The 20,464-nt window shown below is 38.6% G+C and carries 19 protein-coding genes; 5 read left to right on the top strand and 14 right to left on the bottom strand.

Annotated elements, in window-relative coordinates; genetic code table 11:
• Positions 1-96: 96 nt before the first annotated feature.
• The 4 genes from parC to J7E67_RS19705 form a co-directional block, all read right to left on the bottom strand.
• On the bottom strand, positions 97-2,535 hold the full coding sequence (parC, locus tag J7E67_RS19690) for a DNA topoisomerase IV subunit A (RefSeq protein WP_214714900.1): 2,439 nt from the start codon (positions 2,533-2,535) through the stop codon (positions 97-99).
• A complete protein-coding gene (gene parE / locus J7E67_RS19695; RefSeq protein WP_214714901.1) occupies positions 2,532-4,511 on the bottom strand; it encodes a DNA topoisomerase IV subunit B in 1,980 nt (659 codons plus the stop codon). The genes parC and parE overlap by 4 nt, the downstream gene beginning before the upstream one ends.
• Before the next feature lie 288 nt (positions 4,512-4,799).
• On the bottom strand, positions 4,800-5,216 hold the full coding sequence (locus J7E67_RS19700) for a CoA-binding protein (RefSeq protein WP_214714902.1): 417 nt from the start codon (positions 5,214-5,216) through the stop codon (positions 4,800-4,802).
• A gap of 107 nt (positions 5,217-5,323) precedes the next feature.
• The gene (locus J7E67_RS19705) at positions 5,324-5,611 is read right to left on the bottom strand and encodes an ATP-binding protein (protein ID WP_214714943.1); all 288 of its coding nucleotides are present in this window, start codon (positions 5,609-5,611) and stop codon (positions 5,324-5,326) included.
• A 366-nt stretch (positions 5,612-5,977) separates the two neighbouring features.
• Here J7E67_RS19705 and plsY point away from each other — a divergent pair, with 366 nt between their 5' ends.
• The 4 genes from plsY to J7E67_RS19725 all read left to right on the top strand — a co-directional run bounded on the left by plsY (position 5,978) and on the right by J7E67_RS19725 (position 8,380).
• Positions 5,978-6,577 carry a glycerol-3-phosphate 1-O-acyltransferase PlsY gene (plsY, locus tag J7E67_RS19710; protein WP_214714903.1) on the top strand — a complete coding sequence of 200 codons (600 nt, stop codon included), beginning with the start codon at positions 5,978-5,980 and terminating at the stop codon, positions 6,575-6,577.
• A 132-nt stretch (positions 6,578-6,709) separates the two neighbouring features.
• Positions 6,710-7,861, top strand: a complete 1,152-nt coding sequence (locus tag J7E67_RS19715; protein WP_214714904.1) for a CapA family protein — start codon at positions 6,710-6,712, stop codon at positions 7,859-7,861.
• 47 nt (positions 7,862-7,908) lie between these two features.
• On the top strand, positions 7,909-8,148 hold the full coding sequence (locus J7E67_RS19720; protein ID WP_214714905.1) for a hypothetical protein: 240 nt from the start codon (positions 7,909-7,911) through the stop codon (positions 8,146-8,148).
• Positions 8,123-8,380 carry a CPBP family glutamic-type intramembrane protease gene (locus J7E67_RS19725; protein ID WP_214714906.1) on the top strand — a complete coding sequence of 86 codons (258 nt, stop codon included), beginning with the start codon at positions 8,123-8,125 and terminating at the stop codon, positions 8,378-8,380. Before J7E67_RS19720 ends, J7E67_RS19725 begins: the two co-directional genes overlap by 26 nt.
• 48 nt (positions 8,381-8,428) lie before the next feature.
• Here the strand turns inward: J7E67_RS19725 and J7E67_RS19730 are convergent, their stop codons facing one another.
• The 8 genes from J7E67_RS19730 to mtnA all read right to left on the bottom strand — a co-directional run bounded on the left by J7E67_RS19730 (position 8,429) and on the right by mtnA (position 14,301).
• The gene (locus J7E67_RS19730) at positions 8,429-8,746 is read right to left on the bottom strand and encodes a hypothetical protein (RefSeq protein WP_214714907.1); all 318 of its coding nucleotides are present in this window, start codon (positions 8,744-8,746) and stop codon (positions 8,429-8,431) included.
• Between the two features lie 48 nt (positions 8,747-8,794).
• A complete protein-coding gene (locus tag J7E67_RS19735; protein ID WP_214714909.1) occupies positions 8,795-9,226 on the bottom strand; it encodes an acyl-CoA thioesterase in 432 nt (143 codons plus the stop codon).
• Positions 9,227-9,253: 27 nt separating this feature from the next.
• Positions 9,254-11,575, bottom strand: coding sequence for an AAA family ATPase (locus tag J7E67_RS19740; RefSeq protein WP_251026873.1), 2,322 nt, complete (start codon positions 11,573-11,575; stop codon positions 9,254-9,256).
• Between the two features lie 102 nt (positions 11,576-11,677).
• Positions 11,678-11,911, bottom strand: coding sequence for a small acid-soluble spore protein Tlp (gene tlp / locus J7E67_RS19745; protein WP_373408494.1), 234 nt, complete (start codon positions 11,909-11,911; stop codon positions 11,678-11,680).
• A gap of 126 nt (positions 11,912-12,037) precedes the next feature.
• Positions 12,038-12,181, bottom strand: a complete 144-nt coding sequence (locus tag J7E67_RS19750; protein WP_098260605.1) for an acid-soluble spore protein N — start codon at positions 12,179-12,181, stop codon at positions 12,038-12,040.
• Positions 12,182-12,248: 67 nt separating this feature from the next.
• A complete protein-coding gene (locus J7E67_RS19755) occupies positions 12,249-12,380 on the bottom strand; it encodes an FbpB family small basic protein (protein WP_088087694.1) in 132 nt (43 codons plus the stop codon).
• Between the two features lie 145 nt (positions 12,381-12,525).
• Positions 12,526-13,062 carry a redoxin domain-containing protein gene (locus tag J7E67_RS19760; protein ID WP_214714914.1) on the bottom strand — a complete coding sequence of 179 codons (537 nt, stop codon included), beginning with the start codon at positions 13,060-13,062 and terminating at the stop codon, positions 12,526-12,528.
• Between the two features lie 189 nt (positions 13,063-13,251).
• Positions 13,252-14,301: an S-methyl-5-thioribose-1-phosphate isomerase gene (gene mtnA / locus J7E67_RS19765; protein WP_214714916.1), complete on the bottom strand. Its 1,050-nt coding sequence runs from the start codon at positions 14,299-14,301 to the stop codon at positions 13,252-13,254.
• Positions 14,302-14,483: 182 nt separating this feature from the next.
• Between mtnA and J7E67_RS19770 the strand changes: the two genes are divergently transcribed.
• On the top strand, positions 14,484-15,521 hold the full coding sequence (locus J7E67_RS19770; RefSeq protein WP_214714918.1) for an NAD-dependent epimerase/dehydratase family protein: 1,038 nt from the start codon (positions 14,484-14,486) through the stop codon (positions 15,519-15,521).
• 167 nt (positions 15,522-15,688) lie between these two features.
• On the opposite strand, the gene abc-f is transcribed toward J7E67_RS19770, so the two are convergent.
• Positions 15,689-17,419: a ribosomal protection-like ABC-F family protein gene (gene abc-f / locus J7E67_RS19775; protein WP_214714919.1), complete on the bottom strand. Its 1,731-nt coding sequence runs from the start codon at positions 17,417-17,419 to the stop codon at positions 15,689-15,691.
• A 323-nt stretch (positions 17,420-17,742) separates the two neighbouring features.
• Positions 17,743-20,448, bottom strand: coding sequence for an aconitate hydratase AcnA (gene acnA, locus J7E67_RS19780; RefSeq protein ID WP_214714920.1), 2,706 nt, complete (start codon positions 20,446-20,448; stop codon positions 17,743-17,745).
• Between the last annotated feature and the right edge of the window lie 16 nt (positions 20,449-20,464).

Here is a 20,464-nt window from a genome sequence, read left to right on the forward strand (position 1 = left end):
CCATGAACCCTCCCAACTCTGTTATTAGTTAGTATGTCCAGTTTTGGAAAAAAGATGAAAAAGGGACTCTCTTATTTTTAGAGAGCCCACAAAAAATTATTCATTTGGTTTTTCAAGTGCTGCTACTTTCCAAACAGTGGTTACCTTGCCGTTATCATCCTCATCAAGTATAAACGAGCCATTCGAATAACGGTCACTGAAGTGAATATCTACTGTAAGAAGTGTTTCGATATGTCCTTTTTCCGTTTGGAGATAAATAATATCCTGCTCATTAGCAATAACAAATCCGGTGATTCGGTGTGGATTTGATTTAAGCTCTCTTAAAATGACAACCCCGCGCTTGGCTCGAGTTGCTTTTTCAAACTCTTTCATTTTCATCCTCTTCACAGCTCCACGCTGCGTCGCAATAACGATCGTTTCATTACTATCTGGATTAATAATTTTACCGCCAATGACAAAATCGTCTTCTTTTAAATTAATCCCTTTAACTCCGGCAGCACGTGCACCGACAATACTGATTTCTTCTTCGTGAAACCATAAGGAGTAACCTAAGTGGGTGATTAAGAATAATTCTTTCGTACCATCTGTTATATGAACATCAGTTACTTGATCATCATCCTTAAGGTTGATGCCAACAAGCGGTTTGGAATATCGCTGTGCTTTATATTGTTTAAGCTCTGTTTTCTTGACCATGCCATTTTTCGTGACAAAGACAAGGAATAGATTTGCCTCAAAGTCTTTAACCTGAATCGCTTGGATAATCTCTTCATCACGTTCAATTGGAATAATATTCGCGACATGCTGGCCAAGGTCTTTCCAACGGATATCCGGAAGCTCATGAACAGGGCAGAATAAATAATTCCCTTTATTCGTGAAGAGGAGAAGGACATCCTTTGTATTCATTTCAAGCTGTGCTAACAAACGGTCTGAATCTTTCATCGCTAAATCCTGACCATTGGAAGCTGCATATGAACGTGGGCTCGTCCGTTTTACATACCCTTGTTTTGTGATCGTTACAATCACGTCTTCACTAGGGACGGTAACTTCAAGATTGATTTTCAATTCTTCGATTTCAGCTTCAATCTTAGAACGACGCGCATCTGCAAAACGTTTCTTCACATCTTTTAATTCTTTTTTAATGACAGAGAAAAGAGTTTTCTCACTTGCTAAAATACTAGTAAGCTCGTCAATTTTCTTCGCTAATTCTTCCGCTTCCTGCCTCAGTGCAGTGATATCGGTGTTTGTTAAGCGATAAAGCTGTAAGGAAACGATCGCTTCGGCTTGCATCTCTGTGAAACCATACTTTGCCATCAAATTATCTTTCGCATCGCGTTTATCCTTGGATGCACGGATGGTGGCAATTACTTCATCAAGGATGGATAAAGCTTTCATTAATCCTTCGACGATATGCTGACGTTCTTTCGCTTTATTAAGATCATATTGCGACCTTCTTGTAACAACTTCTTTTTGGTGTTCGATATAGGCATCCAGCATTTCTCTTAGTCCCATTAATTTTGGACGTTTTTTATAGATGGCAACCATATTAAAATTGTAGGTTACTTGAAGATCACTATTTTTGTATAAATAGTTCAAGACACCTTCTGCATCGGCATCTTTTTTTAAATCAATGACTATTCTTAAGCCAGTTCGGTCCGTTTCATCACGGATTTCTGAAATTCCTTCTACTTTTCGATCGAGACGGAATTCATCCATTTTTTTAACAAGATTGGCCTTATTGACTTCATATGGTATTTCGGTAATGACGATTTGCTGCTTACCGCCACGGACCTCTTCTATTTCTGCTTTACTCCGTACGATAATTTTCCCTTTACCAGTTTCATAGGCTTTTCTAATCCCATCAATCCCTTGAATGATACCGCCTGTAGGGAAATCTGGCCCTTTGATGATGGTCATCAATTCGTCTACAGATACATCCGGTTGATCCATTCTCTTGATTACCCCGTCAATGATTTCTCCAAGGTGATGCGGGGGAATATCCGTAGCGTAACCTGCTGAAATTCCTGTCGAACCATTGACAAGAAGGTTCGGGAACATCGCTGGCAAGACCGTTGGTTCTTTCGATGTATCATCAAAGTTTGGAATAAATTCAACAGTATTTTTTTCGATGTCACGCATTAATTCAGCAGCAATCGCTGAAAGCCTTGCTTCAGTATAACGCATAGCTGCCGGCGGATCACCATCAACGCTACCGTTGTTTCCGTGCATTTGCACGAGAACGTTTCTAACCTTCCAGTCCTGACTCATCCGCACCATTGCCTCATAAACAGAGGTATCACCGTGAGGGTGGTAGTTACCGATGACATTACCAACGGTTTTTGCTGATTTTCGAAAGCCTTTATCGTACGTATTTCCTTCCACATGCATCGCAAAAAGAATTCTTCGCTGTACAGGCTTTAGGCCGTCTCGTGCATCCGGAAGGGCACGTTCTTGAATGATGTACTTACTATATCTGCCAAAACGATCACCAATTACATCTTCTAGAGGCAAGTCACGGAATTTTTCATTTGTACTCATCCTTCAGAACCCTCCTCGGAGACCGTAATATTTTCATTTTCTAAAATGGTGTCATCTTCTTCTAAACCAAATGCTACATTACTTTCGATCCACTTACGGCGCGGTTCAACCTTGTCGCCCATAAGGGTTGTAACGCGGCGTTCTGCTCGTGCAACATCATCTATTTTTACACGAATCAATGTCCGTGTTTCTGGATCCATTGTTGTATCCCATAGTTGGTCGGCATTCATTTCGCCAAGTCCTTTATATCGTTGAATAATATAGCCTCTGCCAACTTTTTTCAGGGCACCCTGGAGCTCATCATCACTCCAAGCATATTCGATAATTTCCTTTTTGCCTGTCCCTTTACTCACTTTATAAAGCGGCGGGAGGGCAATAAACACTTTGCCTGCTTCTAGCAGCGGCTTCATATATCGATAAAAGAAGGTAAGTAATAAGACCTGAATGTGTGCTCCATCGGTATCAGCATCCGTCATAATGACAATTTTGTCATAGTTGATATCTTCTACATTAAAATCCGTACCGACCCCACCGCCAATTGCATGGATGATCGTATTGATTTCTTCATTTTTAAAAATGTCAGAGAGTTTTGCTTTTTCCGTATTGATTACTTTACCTCTAAGTGGAAGTACGGCTTGAAATCGGCGGTCACGCCCTTGTTTTGCGGAACCTCCCGCAGAATCACCCTCCACCAGGTATAGTTCATTTCTTTGCGGATTACGTGATTGGGCAGGTGTTAGTTTACCAGACAAAACGGCATCCGACCGTTTCCGTTTTTTACCGCTCCTTGCATCCTCACGCGCTTTTCTAGCAGCTTCTCGTGCTTGATAGGCTTTAATCGATTTTTTGATAAGAAGGGAGCTAATATCAGGGTTCTCTTCAAGAAAATAGGAGAGATGTTCAGAAACAACAGCATCGACTGCTGACCTAGCCTCACTAGTTCCTAATTTCCCCTTTGTTTGTCCTTCGAACTGAAGTAGTTCTTCCGGGATTCGAACGGAGATTATTGCCGATAAACCTTCGCGGATATCTGCACCATCAAGGTTTTTGTCTTTATCTTTTAAGAATGAAACCTTGCGGGCATAATCGTTAAATACCCTTGTCATTGCTGTTTTTGCCCCTGCTTCATGGGTACCGCCATCTCTTGTGCGGACATTATTTACAAAGGAGAGGACATTTTCGGAATAGCCATCATTAAATTGAAACGCAAAATCCACTTCTATTCCATGCTGAGATCCTTCTAAGCTGATAACCGGATGAAGGACATCCTTTTCTTCGTTTAAATAAGCAACGAAGGCTTCAATTCCATTCTCATAATGAAAGACTTCATGGAAATCATTACGATCATCGATAATATCGATTTTCAATCCTTTTAGCAAGAAGGCTGACTCTCGTAACCTCTCACATAATGTTTCGAAATTGTAAGTAGTCGTCGAAAAAATGGTCGAATCTGGCTTAAAATGAATCGTTGTTCCCGTTTGATTGGTTTTGCCGATTTTTTCGAGAGTGGTTGCTGGCTTTCCGCCATTTTCAAAGCGCTGTTCATATACGAAACCGTCCCTTTTAATCGTGACAGTTAACCATTCAGATAATGCATTAACTACCGATGCACCTACACCATGCAAACCGCCGCTTGTTTTATATCCGCCTTGGCCGAACTTTCCGCCGGCATGAAGCACTGTTAAAATAACCTCTGGTGTCGGTTTCCCCATTTTGTGCATACCCGTAGGCATGCCGCGCCCTCGGTCATTAACACTAATTGAATTATCTTTGTGTATTTTTACAATGATTTGATCACCAAATCCTCCAAGTGCTTCATCGACAGAATTGTCGACAATCTCATAAACGAGGTGATGAAGACCGCGTGAATCGGTGCTGCCAATATACATTCCTGGACGCTTTCGAACCGCCTCTAGACCTTCTAGTACCTGTATGGCATCATCATTATAATCAAAAGCTTGCTGATTCCTTGCCACTAAAATACCCCTTTCATTCCCTACAAAAAGAAGTATCCTTCTAATTGCTTCATGAACTAATTGATTAGTCATCTTTTTATTATCTTTTTATATTTTAAAATAGAACCAATGTTTGCCGCTTCTTATTTTATCATAAATCTTGCGGCGTCTATGCTATATTGTAGCGATTTATTTTAATTTGGCAAATACGTAATTTGAAACAACATATTTTAGTAATAATATTATCTAGTGTTTTTTGGGGGATTGAAAGAAAAAAACTGCTAATAATTAGCAGTTTTATGGTAAACATTATGCTTTTGTTAACGCATGTTCGACTTTAATGCAGCGGTTCATAATAACCGTATAGCCCTTGTTTTTTAAAAACTCATACGCCTCATCATTTTCTAGTCCAAGCTGCGCCCAATATACTTCGGCATCGATCTCATTAAATTCTTTGGCTACATCGAACAATTGTTCTGACCTACGGAAAACATTAACAATGTCTACATGTCCTTCAATATCTTTCAGAGAGGCAACTGCCTTGACACCAAGAACCTGATCGACAGTAGGATTCACTGGAATAATGTCATAACCCGCTTTTTGCATAGCAGCAGAAACTTGATAGGATGTTCTTTCAGGATTATCACTCAAACCAACAACAGCGATTCTTTTTGCCTTTTTTAAAATTGTCCCAATTTCATTACGACTTGGATTTTCAATGCTCATATGTCTCACTCCCTTTTCTCATTATTTTACCTATATTTTCAAAAAATACATAATAAAAAGTTCTTAACAGAAAAACCCTTGGTAGAAGAGGCTGCATAAAATATTCTTTAACTGGATAAAAGTTTCGGTTTGACCGCGGCTGCTACCTTTGGAACGGTAAGGCAGAATCGAGCTCCATCACCAGTATCTTCTGCCAAGACACTTCCGTCCATGTTCTCCAATATTTTCTTGGCCATATAAAGTCCTAAACCGGTGCCATGATGTCTTGTAGTAAAATAAGGTTCGAAGATTTTCTCAAGCAGTGAGGGTTCAATTCCACCAGCATTATCGATAAATTCAGCCGATATTTCTTTATCCGTTTCATCTATTTTGATAAGTATTTTTCGATTATTTATTACGTTTTGAACAAATGCATCCCTTTAACATCTTGGTATTGATCATTTAGGTATTGCTGAAGATTTGTTGCCATTGATTTTTCACCTCTCTTATAATTTCAGGATGATTGGATATGTGAAAACCGACCAATTCACTTGTATCGTCGGCCGGTTTTTATATGTTTTATATGATTTTATCTAAATTATATTGTCTCTATACTTTGCTTTCAATGGATTAACAAAGGGTTTGAAAATTCTCCTTTTTTTCGTAATAAAATTGACTCTATTTGTACTTACTTTGGACAGAAAAGGAAAAGCGTGGTGTTTTTTCTATATTACATGGTAAAATAGAAGAACTGGATCTTTTTGTTGAAGGAGAATTTGTTAATGGTTCAAATTATTTTAGTTTTGGTTCTTGCGTATTTACTAGGTTCAATCCCCTCTGGTTTAATTATCGGAAAAGTATTTTATAAAACAGATATTCGCCAGCATGGGAGCGGAAATTTAGGCGGAACAAATACGTTTCGGACACTCGGTGTTAAAGCGGGAATGGCGGTGACACTTGCTGATATTCTGAAAGGTACATTAGCAGCATCCCTGCCCTATCTTTTTCATGTCGATGTGAATCCATTACTGGCTGGGGTATTGGCTGTTATCGGTCATACCTATCCGATTTTTGCCGGGTTTCGTGGCGGAAAAGCCGTTGCTACTTCAGGTGGTGTCGTATTGTTCTACGCACCGTATATGTTTATCACAGTCCTTGTTATCTTTTTTATCAGCTTATACCTATCAAAATATGTTTCCTTATCTTCGATGATCGCAGGAATTACAGCTGTTCTGTTTGCCATTATTACTGGTATTATTCGTGAATGGGACATCCCATTGCTCATCGTAGTATTTCTACTAGCATCATTTGTGATATACCGGCACCGAGCCAATATTAAAAGAATTATTAATAAAACGGAACCGAAAATTAAATGGTTATAATGAAAAGGAACCTATAGCGGTTCCTTTTTAATTTATTAAATAGTTTTAAAATTATAGAAATATATAATATAGTATAACTAACAGTCTAAAAAAGGGATTACATAAAAAACAAGCGCCTATTAAGGAGTAATTATGAAGCGGAATGCTATTATACCTTCAGTTTTAATTATTGTTGCATGTGTCGGATTAGCTTCTTATCTCTTAATTCAACAAAGTCAACATTCAGATGAAGACGAAAAAGTGTATCCTTCAAAAGAGCATAAGCCTCGTTCTTTACTAATGATTAATTACGAGATAACAGAAAAAGTAACACTTGGTGCCATAGGGGATATTTTGATTCACGACAAAGTTTATAAAGATGCCTTTAATGGAGCTTCCTATCATTTTGAACCTATGTTTGAAAATGTGAAACCACTATTAGAAAAGCCAGACGTTTTAACGGCCAATCAAGAAAGTATGTTGGCGGGACAAGCACTGGGTCTTTCCGGTTATCCAAGATTCAATAGCCCATACGAGCTAGCAGATGCACTCGTCCATACTGGGGTCGATATCGTATCAACAGCCAATAATCACACGTTAGATAAAGGCGAAAAAGGGATTAAGTCGGAAGCCGCTTATTTAGAAAGTATTGGCCTGCCACATGTGGGAAGCTTCATTGATGAAAAGGACCGTCAAAATTTGAGGATACTAAATAAAAATGGGATTAAGCTTGCTTTTCTCTCCTATACCTACGGAACGAACGGAATCCCCATACCAGACGGAAAAGATTTTCTCGTCAACCTGATTAATCGCGAATCGATGAAAGAAGAAATTCATCGCGCCAAAAAACAATCAGACGTAGTGGTCATGAGCATCCATTGGGGTAATGAGTACAAGCGAATGCCGACAAAAGAACAAAAAGACCTTGCAAAATTTCTTGCTAATGAAGGAGTCGACATCATCTTTGGCTCTCATCCCCATGTCCTGCAGCCAATGGAATGGATAAAAACAGCAGAAGGCAAACGAACGTTTGTTATTTATTCATTAGGGAATTTTATTTCCGCCCAACATGGTGACTATAAAGATATAGGCGGTTTAACCACCATTGATATTACAAAACATGTATCAGAAAAAGGAACCACCATTGATTTTTCTAACCCGGCTTTTTACCCAACCTATGTCGCAAGTAAAAAGAATCATAATTTCCGTGTGGTTCCATTAGAGAAAGCAGGATCATTTGGTCTTCGAAATGCTAATGCAAAATTTAAAGAAATTCAAACACATATGCAACAATGGCTCCGGTAAAGCGGGGCCTTTTTACTCATAAAAGAAAGGTAGGAGGAACAAAGCGGATGGAAGGTATTAATCGACAAGGTATCTTGTTAAGTCTGTTATTTTTAACCATGACCTATTTTTTTGCAAGAGGTTACTACACTCCTTTTTTTGTTTTTCTGATTACTTTATTATTATTAGTTGCTTTTTTTAAGGAAGAGAAACGCTTATTTGCCTGGATGGTCATATCATTTTTTCTAGGTAATCTATTGCTAGTGTATACTAGAAGAGGTTTTGTGGCGCGGAATACTTCTTTATAAACTGATTACGATAACCAATCAACGATTAGGTTTGATCGTCACCAGCATTGCTTTTGGCTTACATACGACCATGTTTGGATTTTCAATCTTAATATCAATTCTTTATATTTTTCTAGGATTAATATTTGGATTATTTACGTTATCATCTAAAAGTATCATTCCAGCTTTCATTGTTCATACCTTGATCACGATCCTATTAATAGTATCCGGATGGGGTATGATTCCCGTTTAAATTTGCCGAAATTCCTAATCTAAAAAGAAATCCGCACTCTTAGAGTGGTTACTCTTCAAGTGGACGGATTTCTTTTTGCCATATATGTTCAAACAAACCTTCTTTTTGTAAAATTTCTCTTTGTCGCTCACCTATTAAATCAAAATGAGAATAACCATCCTTCCGATGATGGATCCATTCTTTCCTTAACCCATGTTTTTGGCCCCAAACTGCTAATTTTACAAGGTCATTGCAGCCCACCTTAGTGACTGTATTTGAACCTGGAAAGCGATCATCAAGCCAATAATGGGTTAAAAACGCAATTTCTCCGTTGTCAATTTTTCTTTTCCATTCGCTTATTTGCTGTTTTTTAATTCCAAAGGCCAATCAAGACACCTCAATGTATAAATTAATTCGCCGATAAAAGTAAGAATTTTAGTCCTTTTTCTTAATTTCCTCATATTTTAAATACCATTCAGGAAATGCCTTTTTGAATGAAGTCGGTCTAAAATTATCTTTTTTAACAATAATATGGGTTGTTTTTCCTTCTGCACATATTTCATCATCGCCATTTACAATCGTATATCCATAAACAGTTTTGATGCCATTATTTAATTCTACCCATGTTTTTACAAACCCTTTATCACCATAGCGTAACGGCTTTTTGTAGGTCACTTGAACGTCATAAACAGGAGCAAAATAGCCTGACTCCTCCATGGCAAGATAATTGTATCCAATATCTTCAATTAATCCTGTTCTGCCAAGTTCAAAAAACTTTAGATAATTAGCATGGTAAATAACACCCATCATATCTGAATCAGCATAATAGAGCTGAATTTCTCTAGTCGAAATAAATAAATTTTCCACGGGTCACGACCCTTTCGTGATCATATTTTACATTTTATTGATTGCCTTTATTACATCTGCTACTTCAAGCAGCAGGGACTTTTCAAAAAGATCTTCATCTTCTGCAACATCCATTAATCTTGAGGCCTGTGCTTGAATCATTTCATCCACCATGTTTGTTGCAAAACGGCCATTCCCTTTGAAGGATTCTTCATCCATCTTTTGTTGTAACAGCACTTTTGCTTCCCCTGTTAGGTGGTATTGAAAACTATTAGCATAGACCGCCATGATTTCAAGCAGTTCCTCTGGTGAATAATCAGGAAATAAAAAGAACTTTTTAAAGCGGGAGCGAAGACCAGGATTGCTTTCTAGGAGCAAGTCCATTTCATGTGGGTAACCTGCCAAGACAACGACTAGGTTTTCATTATGCTTGGTCATTTCATCAACAAGTGTATCTATGACCTCTTTACCAAAATCACCTGTTGTCGAACTGAAAAGGGAATAGGCTTCGTCAATAAATAAGACACCACCGAGCGCTTCCCTAATTTTTTTCTTTGTTTTCCCTGCCGTTTGACCCACATATCCGGCTACAAAATCTGCCCTGCTTGCTACGATAAGATGACCTCGTTTTAAAATGCCACATTCCTTTAAAAGCTCCGCATAAATCTTAGCTACGGTTGTTTTCCCTGTACCAGGGTTTCCTGTGAAAACAGCATGAAGCTGAATAGGTACGGGCGGCAACCCTTTTTTCATCCGGTACTGCTGCATTTTTACAAATGAGATAAGTGATCTCATCTCCACCTTTAAGGCTTCTAAACCGATTAGACGGTCCAATTTTTCATAAGGAGACTCTACACTTTCCTCTTTGTCTAAAAGAAAGTCCTCTTTATTCAGTAACATATAATCTAAGATGTTATCATCATTTACTTCCTTGTCAGAGCCCTTTTTAAAAATCGCATCTAAGACAATATTGCGGACTGTTCTTGCATTTCCAAAGGAATCATCAACCCGTTCACGATCGAGACGATGATTGATTTCGATTTTTGCTTCTTCGCTAAGGAAGTAATCATTATCTGATGCCACATGTTCTGCAATGCTTATTAACTCTTCATTCGAATAATTTGGCAAATGAATGAGATTGGACTGAGGAAAACGGCTTCGTAAACCCGGATTAGCATCTAGAAATGAACGCATTTCCTCAGGATAGCCTGCCATAATGACCGCGAATTTCCCGCCATATTCATTTCCTGTCATAAGCGAAACCAGTGTATCAATCGCCGCTTGACCATAATCGTTGCCTGTTTGCCCCTCACGTTTTAGACTATAGGCCTCATCAATAAATAACACCCCGCCAATAGAGCGCTCGACAACCGTTCGGACGTTTTCTTCTGTTTGGCCGACAAATGAACCAACAAGCTGCGAACGATCCGTCTCAATTACTTCCTCACGAGGCAAGACACCTAACTCATGATAAATTTTCGCAAGTAAGCGGGCAAGTGTTGTTTTTCCCGTACCCGGATTTCCGGTTAAGATCATGTTCAAGCTCAGTTCATCCTTAATTTGAAAACCGAGCTCCTTCCGCTGTTTTTGGTACTTCAGAAACCGGTAGAAATCATTGACCCGATTTTTAACAAACTCCATCCCAATCATTTCATTCAGTTGATCCAAGGCGTTGATTCGATCAGGAAGACTCTCAGTTTCTTCTTCAATAAATTCCCTTTGCCAGGTAGCTTTAATTTCCTCTAAATTAGATAAGTGCAATTTCAAGTCATCATAATAGGTGGAAGTATGGAAAACACCTGTAATCGATTGATCGTACTCCTCAGCTGCCTTTAATAAGTTTCCTGTTTCGTCTATAGCAGAAGACAACAACTCGGAAAGAAGCTGATGTTTTTGGAATAAATCCTTATTTTCTAATGTTGAGGAAAGCTCTCTTTTCAATTCTAAAACCTGGTGAATCTCATCGGCATCCGTTAAAAAGTTTTGACACACTTCTATGTATTGTTCCGCTGTTTTCTTTTTGGCTGTTCGATTATCTGTTTCTCTCATTGCAGGAAAGGTAAGCTGCGAAAGTAACCCCTCCATCTTTTTCCAATCAGATTGAATCATATATTCTTTTGCGGCTTGATTTTCAGGGTATAGTTTAAGCGCTCTTTCAAGCCATACCGCTGCCATTTTATCCTTTTTATTTCGACCAATCCGTGACAAAGCGGCAAGTGTTAATAACTTTGATAGGATAACGGGATTGGATTCGTACGTAAGAGCGGAAATTAATGCACTTTCATTTGAAATGGACCCGTTTTCGTTCAATTCAATTTCCCATTGCTTTAATTTATCATGTATTGTAAGTTGATTTACTAGTTGTCTCAAGGTTATCACTTCTTCTTTAAAATTTCCTTTCTATCTTACCATAACAGTCGCTCCATACCTAAACAAAAAGACCTGTCCATAATGAACAGGTCTCCCACTTTTTTAGCTTTCTTGATTATGTGCCTCATCCTTAATTTCTGAACGGAAGGAGTCGATGCTTTCACGTCGGCGTTCATTCTTTGCTTCAATTTCCTGACGTTGTGTCTCACTGTCTGTTAATGCTAAAGATTCTTCAGCTGCTTCGATATTATTTTCCGTATTTTGAATCATGGCTTGAAGCTTTTCAACGTTATCGCTGCGATCATCTGGATTCGGTTTGTTATTATAGGCCATCATAATTCCTCCTATGGTGTAATTGGTACAGATATAGTTTGTTACTGAGTACGAAAAATAAACAAGGAAATTTTTTTGGTAACAAAAAAGACCCAGAGGCTTTCGCCTATTGAGTCTTATAATCTATACCTATTCACCTTTTGTTTGAATTACTTGGGCATGCTGCCCTGATGTATCATTCATTTTCTTCCCCTTATTCCCATTAAACCCTCGGGGTTGTGTGCCAGTATGGCTAGGTACAAAATGTTTGCTATCTTTTTTCGGATTACCCATGTCATGATCCCTCCTTACTTTCATTTTCTCCATAAGGTTGGAAAACATAATTGGTAATCTTTTTTAGTTATTCTGCTTTACCGAGACGTTTTTCTTCCAAGCGCTGTTCGATTTTTTCAATTGCAGCACGATCTTTTAAAAGTTGTGATTTATTTTCAGATACAAGCTCTGCAAACGAGCGTTTTCTAGGTTTTCTCATTGGTATATCACCGTCCTTATTTCCTATTGTAACAGTTATTATGCCCGGAAACGGTTGCAATTATTACAACTTTTTGAAAATTATATCGTTTTTTAAATATTTATTATAAAAGAAAAAAACGCTGGAGTAATCCAACGTCTTTTGTTTATTTTAGTTTATTTGTAAAATCTTTCATATCTTCAAGTTTCATTCCACCGACATATTTATTCTGGATAATCCCTTTACTATCAATAAAATATGTAGTTGGAATGGAAAGTACTTGATAATTTTCATTTACTTTATCATCGGCATCAAGAGGGATTGGAAAAGTAATTTTATTTTCATCAACAAATCCTTGGACATCTAATTGTGGATCAATGTTAACCGCTAAAATTACGATATCCTTTTCCATTTGCTTGGAAAATTGCTCCATAGCTGGCATTTCTGCTTTACAAGGCGGACACCAAGTTGCCCAAAAGTTAAGCATAACTTTTTTTCCTTTTAAATTGGAGAGTTTCACTGTCTCACCTGTTAATGTTTTAAGTTCAAAATCAGGTGCCTTTGCTCCAATAGCGAGTCCTTCTTTACTAGCTGTTGTTTGACTTGTAGTTTCGGGAGTTTCTGTTTTTTTATCCATTGCCTGAACAATCGCTACAGTAAGTAATGTAACTAATATTACGGCAGCAATTACTTTTTTAATCATCCCCGAATCCTCCTTTACTTCATACTCTGCTACTTCGATTTTACACTATAAACTTAGGTGAAACAAAACTTGGATATGCCGAAACTGTGACAATTCACAAAGATTACATGTTTTTATAGATGTTTTTTCAATTCAGCTAAAATATTTTTCGTGACTATTTTAACGATTAGGTTAACTGCTTTCTTTTCTTTAGGATATAAAATGTCTGTGAAGCTCTTCCTGATAATTTCCTTTTATTATACCCTTTTCGGTTATTATTGCTGTAACCAAGTCATTAGGAGTGACATCAAATGCGGGGTTAAATACTTTCACACCTTCAGGGGCTGTCCTTTTTCCAAATCCTTCAGTTATTTCGGAGGCATCTCTCTCCTCGATTGGGATATCAGCACCTGTCTTAGTTTCTAAATCAATGGTAGAGATCGGTGCCGCTACGTAAAACGGAATATTATGGGCCTTCGCTAATAATGCCACACCGTATGTACCAATCTTGTTGGCGACATCACCATTTGCCGCTACGCGATCACAACCGACGATAACAGCGTCAACCCAGCCTTTTTGCATGACCATTGCTGCCATATTGTCTGTGATTAGGGTGACATCAATGCCAGCTTGCATAAGCTCCCAAGCTGTCAAACGAGCACCTTGTAAAAGCGGTCTTGTTTCATCTGCAAACACCTTTATATCCCAGCCTTTTTCTTTTGCTAAATAAAGCGGAGAAAGGGCTGTTCCATATCTTGCTGTTGCGATGCCGCCCGCATTGCAGTGTGTGAGAACTCCCATCCCATCCTTTAAAAGGTTTAATGCATTCTCCCCGATCGTACGGCAAACTTCTTCATCTTCATTGCGAATAGTATGTGCTTCATTTTCTAGTGCTTCTTTGATTTGATGGATCGGTAATTCTTTTTCTTTTAAGGCTCTGTCATTCATTCGTTTTAGTGCCCAAAATAGGTTAACTGCGGTAGGTCGTGAAGTGGCCAAATAATCGGATTGCTTTTTAAAATGAGCATAAAAATCTTCAAAGGAATTTTCAGATGCATCTTTTATACCAAGCACTAAACCATATGCTGCCGCGATTCCAATCGCTGGGGCACCGCGGACTTTTAATTGTTTTATTGCATCCCAGGCGTCTTCAATTTTAGTCGTTTCAAGAAATTCTGTTATATTTGGAATTTTGGTTTGATCAAGTATTTTAAGGACTCCGTTTTCATAAGAAACGGATTGTAAGTATGTGTTTTCCATGGAGAAACATCCCTTCTGCTTAAATAACATCTATTATATTAAATTTCAACTTCTACCTATGTAATTTTAACAATATCCATGACATATGCAATACTTTCATTTTTGTAAAATGGAATTCTTAAATATTAACTAAATTGCGCGAAAATTTGTTAAAATAAAAACAAGACTGGAGGGGGATTCTTTTGAAGATTCTTGTTTTAGGTGGAAGTCGCTTTTTAGGGAGGACATTTGTGGAAGAGGCTTTGAGGCGAAATCATGAAGTGACGATTTTTAATCGCGGAATTCAAAATCCAGGAATAAAAGACGTTGAAATCCTTACTGGGAATCGGTTTGGTAATTTGAAAGCGCTTCAAAACCGTCACTGGGATGCTGTTTTGGATACAAGCGGATTTATTCCATATACGGTCCAAAATACAACCAATTTATTGAAGGATCGCGTAAAACATTATACATTCATCTCGAGTATATCCGTTTACCAAGACTGGGTTCCAGAAAATTTAGATGAAAGCTACTCTGTTTTAGAAATGTCATTTGAGGAAGCTAATAAACTTTCAATGGATTCAGACGAGCCGGTTTATGAATATTATGGACATTTTAAAGCGTTATGTGAGCAGATTGCTGAAAAAAATTTGCCTGGACGAGTGTTAAACGTACGGGCGGGTCAGTTAATTGGGCCGAATGATTATACCGACCGTGTTCCCTATTGGATTAACAGAATCGCAAAAGGCGGCAAGGTTATGGTGCCCGGGAGCCCTCATCGACGTGTGCAGGTTATTGACAATAAAGACCTTTCGAATTGGATCCTCGATATGGAAGAGCAGGATTCCACAGGAACCTTTAATGCAACAGGGCCTGATTATTCTCTAACGATGAAAGAGTTTATCGACGCATGTATCAAAGTGACTGATTCAAATCCAGAAGTGGTTTGGGCAGATGAGAAATTCCTTTTGGATCAAAAAGTGGCCCCTTGGACAGAGATGCCTCTCTGGGTACCAGAGAATTATCCTTTATCACCTGAGACTAAAGAGCCTTGGAAAGGTGCTTTCTCCATCAACGTTGATAAAGCGATTCAGAGTGGACTTTCTTATAGAAAGCTTGAGGAAAGTATCGCTGATATTTATGAGTGGGAGAAAACTCGCCATTTGACGGAATATGAGTGGAAATCGGGGATGCGAGCGGAAAAAGAGAAAGAACTGCTTACCCTATTAGATGAAAAATAATCAGCTTGTGGATTCGCAAATAAAAACACCATACCCGCAAATAAAAGTCAGTTTCTCGCAAATAAACAGGCTATTTCCGCAAATAAATCCGATTTTTTCACAAATAAACCATCAATTATCAAGGAAAAACAACAAAAGAGAGCAGATATTCCTGCTCTCTTCCGTTGTTAATTGCTTAAATCCCGTTTTTGCTTAAGAAGTTCTTTAAATTCTTGGTCTAATACAAGATATTTAGGATCTTTTTGATCGATTAATGATAATTCTCCCAAAATCACCGCGATCTTGTTTTCAATGATTAATAATACTTCTTCTTGATTATCCTCTTTCTTTACTTTTTTATTAAAATATTCCTCTGGTGTCATTTCTACCCGTTTAATTTGCTGGTTTTCAAATACTAGCAGCCGGTCGCATAATTTATTTAAGAAATAATAATCATGGGAAACCGTTATTATCGTCCCTTTAAACTCTGCTAATGTCTTTTCCAGCTGCTCCCTGCTCGGCAAATCCAAATGATTCGTCGGTTCGTCTAGGATAAGAACATCGTATTCTTTCATTAACATATCGACTAGCTTTACTCTTGTTCGTTCGCCCAAACTCAAAGTCCTAATTGGTTTAGTAACGAACGCGTCTTGTAAGCCCAAATTGGCGAGTAAGGTCCGTGCTTTTAACACATCTTCCCTATCTGTGAAACCTAAAGCCTCCATCACCGATTTATCGTCTGGTAAATCATCAACATCCTGACTTAAATAAGCAACGTTTATCGAGTCACTCTTCCATAGATTACCATCTGTATACGTCTCTTGATCTAGGATCATCTTAATTAATGTCGTTTTCCCGCAGCCATTTTCCCCTAAGAGTCCCATTCGCTCTCCATGATTAATGTAGAAGTTAGAGCTATGAAAGAGTGTTCGATCCTCGTACGATTTATTTAGACGTTTGGCCTCGACAATCCGTTTGCCTCTCTTCCCTTGAGTGTCAAACTGGAACCTTACTTGGACTTCATCTAACGGCTTATCAATTTTATTTTTTCCAAGCTCATTTTGCAGACGTTTCATTTTTGATTTCACTTGATTGTCTGTTTTTTTAGCCTTAGCCCGATGGTATTCCTTAATACCATTTTGTCTTTTACTGGGTCCTGATCCCTTTTTGGTTGAATCACGATGGGCTTTTTCAGACCATGACTTTAATTGTTCCATTTGTGATTCAACCATTTCTATTTGCCGTTGCTGGGCGCTATATTGATGTCGCTGATTCTCCGCCCGATGTTGTTTTTCAACACGATAGTCACTATAGTTACCATTGTAAAAGTGGAGTTTGCCATGTTCAATTTCGAAAATACGATGCACTGTTTCATCTAAAAAATGACGGTCATGAGAGATAATTAAGACAGGTCCTTGAAATTTTTCTAGTTCGGTTACCAGCCATTCAATCCCATGAAAATCCAAGTGATTTGTCGGTTCATCCAAAATTAAGAAGTCAGGTTTTGATGCCCAAACCGTCGAGAGTGCCAGTTTTAATTTTTCCCCTCCGCTTAAATGATTTAATCGGTCTTCCTCCCAGTCATAGACCTTTTGAAGACCTAACTCACTAGCATGCTGGAATAATTCTTTCGTTGTGCTTCCTGATAATGACTGATGAAAATCACTTATCTCATAATCAATCGACTGCGATAGATAGCCTATTGTTAACTCGCTTGATTTTTCGATGATCCCTTTATCGGGTGTTATTTTTCCAAAAAGGATATTGGCTAGTGTTGTCTTTCCTGTACCATTGTATCCGACAAGGCCAATCCTTTCCCCGTTCTTTATATCAAATTGGATATTTTCGAATACCTTTCTTAAATGAAAACTTTTTTCTAAGCCGATTACTTTAATGACTGTTTTTTGATTTGAATGCATAAAAAAACTCCCTTCAATTGAACCTGAAGAGAGTTTATGTCTTAGAAATGATCACAATTTGCCGTTAATATGAATCAACAAATAAACCTTTTAAAGGTTTTATTGGCATATACGATCAGGACATAAAAAAGGACAGACGAATCCTATTCTTCAGGTTCAACATTTTTCGTTATTCGAATCATGTCTGAAAAATAAGATTATAACTTCATGCCTCTTTACCATTCCTTTTCGTTTGTTAGTATTATTTTATTGGAGGATCATTAGATTTGTCAATCATTTCTTCCGAAAAAACACCATACCAGCTGGCATGGTGTTTTTCAATATTAAGCTTGTAATTTTTCACGTAGAACCATTGGAAGAATTCCGCCGTGGCGGTAGTAATCAATTTCAACTTCAGAGTCAAAACGAACAAGAACTTCAAATTCTTTCTTGTTACCAGCTTCGTCCGTTGCAGTTACTTTTAGAAGGTCACGTGGTCTTACATTTTCGTCTACTTGAACATCAATGGTTTCTTTACCTGTCAGGCCAAGTGTTTCAGCGCTTTCGCCATCTTTAAATTGAAGTGGAAGCACACCCATTAACACAAGGTTTGAACGGTGAATACGTTCAAAGCTTTCAGCAAGAACTGTTTTAATACCTAAAAGGTTTGTACCTTTAGCAGCCCAGTCACGTGAAGAACCCATTCCGTAATCTTTACCAGCAAGAACGATTAATCCAGTACCGTTTTCTTTGTACTTCATGCAAGCATCGTAAATAGATGTCACTTCGCCAGTTGGCCAGTAAGTAGTTACCCCACCTTCTGTTCCTGGTGCGATTTGGTTACGAATACGAATGTTTGCGAACGTTCCACGCATCATTACTTCGTGGTTACCACGACGGGATCCGTAAGAGTTAAAGTCGCGGATTGCAACGCCTTTTTCTAGCAGATATTTACCAGCTGGAGTATTTTTACCAATTGCTCCTGCAGGTGAAATGTGGTCAGTTGTAACTGAATCACCAAATTTACCAACAACACGTAGTCCTGCTAATGGCTCGACGATACCTGGTTCTGGTGATAAGCCTTCAAAGAACGGCGGATTTGCGATGTAAGTAGAATCCTCATCAAAAGTATATAAAGGCTCATTGCTTGTTTTGATATCATTCCAACGCTCGTTGTCACCGAACACGTTTGCATATTCCCGGCGGAATAGTTCAGGAGTTACTGTACGTTTAACAACATCATTAACTTCAGCAGTTGATGGCCAGATATCCTTGAAGAATACATCATTTCCATCTTTATCTTTACCGATTGCTTCGTTTGCAAAATCAATATTTACAGTACCAGCAAGAGCGTAAGCAACAACTAATGGTGGTGAAGCAAGGTAGTTTGCTTTAACAAGCGGGTGAATACGTCCTTCGAAGTTTCGGTTACCGGAAAGAACAGATGTAACTAAAAGATCGTTTTCAGCGATTGTTTTTTCGATTTCTTCCTTTAATGGGCCGGAGTTACCGATACATGTTGTACATCCGTAACCAACGAGGTTGAAGCCGATTTGCTCTAGGTAAGGAAGTAACCCCGAATCACGAAGATATCCAGTTACAACTTTAGATCCTGGTGCTAAGGAAGTTTTTACGAATTTAGGAACTTCCATTCCTAATTCAACTGCTTTCTTCGCAACAAGTCCAGCACCCACTAGAACGTATGGGTTAGATGTATTGGTACAGCTTGTGATTGAAGCAATTGCGACGGCACCAGTTTTAATAGTAGTTTCGTCACCGTTTAGGAAATTAACAGTTGCAGACTTGTCAAGCTCATCTGCTTGTAAGCCGAAGCCTTGGTTTCCTTGTGGAGCAGAAACAGCTTTCACAAATTCCTCTTTCATTTTAGAAAGTGGAATCAAATCTTGAGGACGCTTTGGACCAGATAGATTTGCTTCAATGACAGAAAGATCGATTTCAACTACATCTGTATAAACTGGCTCGATCGCTGGATCAAAGAACAAACCGTTTGCTTTACAGTATTGTTCTACTACATTGATATGCTCTTCTTCACGGCCTGTTAAGCGCATGTATGCAAGTGATTCATCATCAATTGGGAAGAATCCGCAAGTAGCACCGTATTCAGGAGCCATGTTTGCAATTGTTGCACGGTCTGCAAGTGGCAGTACTGATACTCCTGGTCCGAAGAACTCAACGAATTTCCCTACAACCCCATGGCTGCGAAGAACTTGAGTTACTTTTAAAGCAAGGTCAGTTGCTGTAGCACCGTTTGGAAGCTCACCTGTTAATTTAACACCTACTACTTCTGGTACAGGGAAGTATGAAGGCTGACCTAGCATTCCTGCTTCAGCTTCAATACCGCCAACGCCCCATCCAAGAACACCTAGACCATTGATCATTGTTGTATGGGAGTCCGTACCAACCAAAGTATCTGGATAAGCTTCTAATTCACCATCTGTTTCTGCAACGTGGACAACATCAGCCAAGTATTCAAGGTTTACTTGGTGTACGATACCTGTTGCAGGTGGAACGGCGCGATAGTTATTAAATGATTTTTGCGCCCAACTTAAGAATTGGTAGCGCTCAGCATTACGTTCGAATTCATAATCCATGTTAATTTTTAAGGAATCAGCTGCTCCATATGCATCAACCTGTACGGAGTGGTCGATTACAAGATCAACCGTTTTTTCAGGGTTGATTTTGTCAGGATCTCCGCCAAGGTCTGCCATTGCTTTTCTTAAAGAAGCAAGGTCAACAACTGCTGGAACACCTGTAAAGTCTTGAAGGATAACACGAGCAGGCTTAAATGGTACGTCCACTTCTTTTAGCTCATTTGTGCCCCATTTTGCTAAGTTTTCAACATGCTCTTTTGAAATTGCTCGGCCATCTAATTGGCGTAATACAGATTCAAGTAGTACTTTTACAGAGTAAGGCAATTTAGAAATTTTTCCAATTCCTGCCTCTTCCAGTGCACTTAAGCGGTAATAGTTGTAACGTTTACCATTCACTTCAAAGGAAGTGCGTGCGTTAAATACATCATTTTTTACCATGTAAAAAACCCCCTAA

This window comes from Bacillus sp. ISL-46 (genome assembly GCF_018613205.1).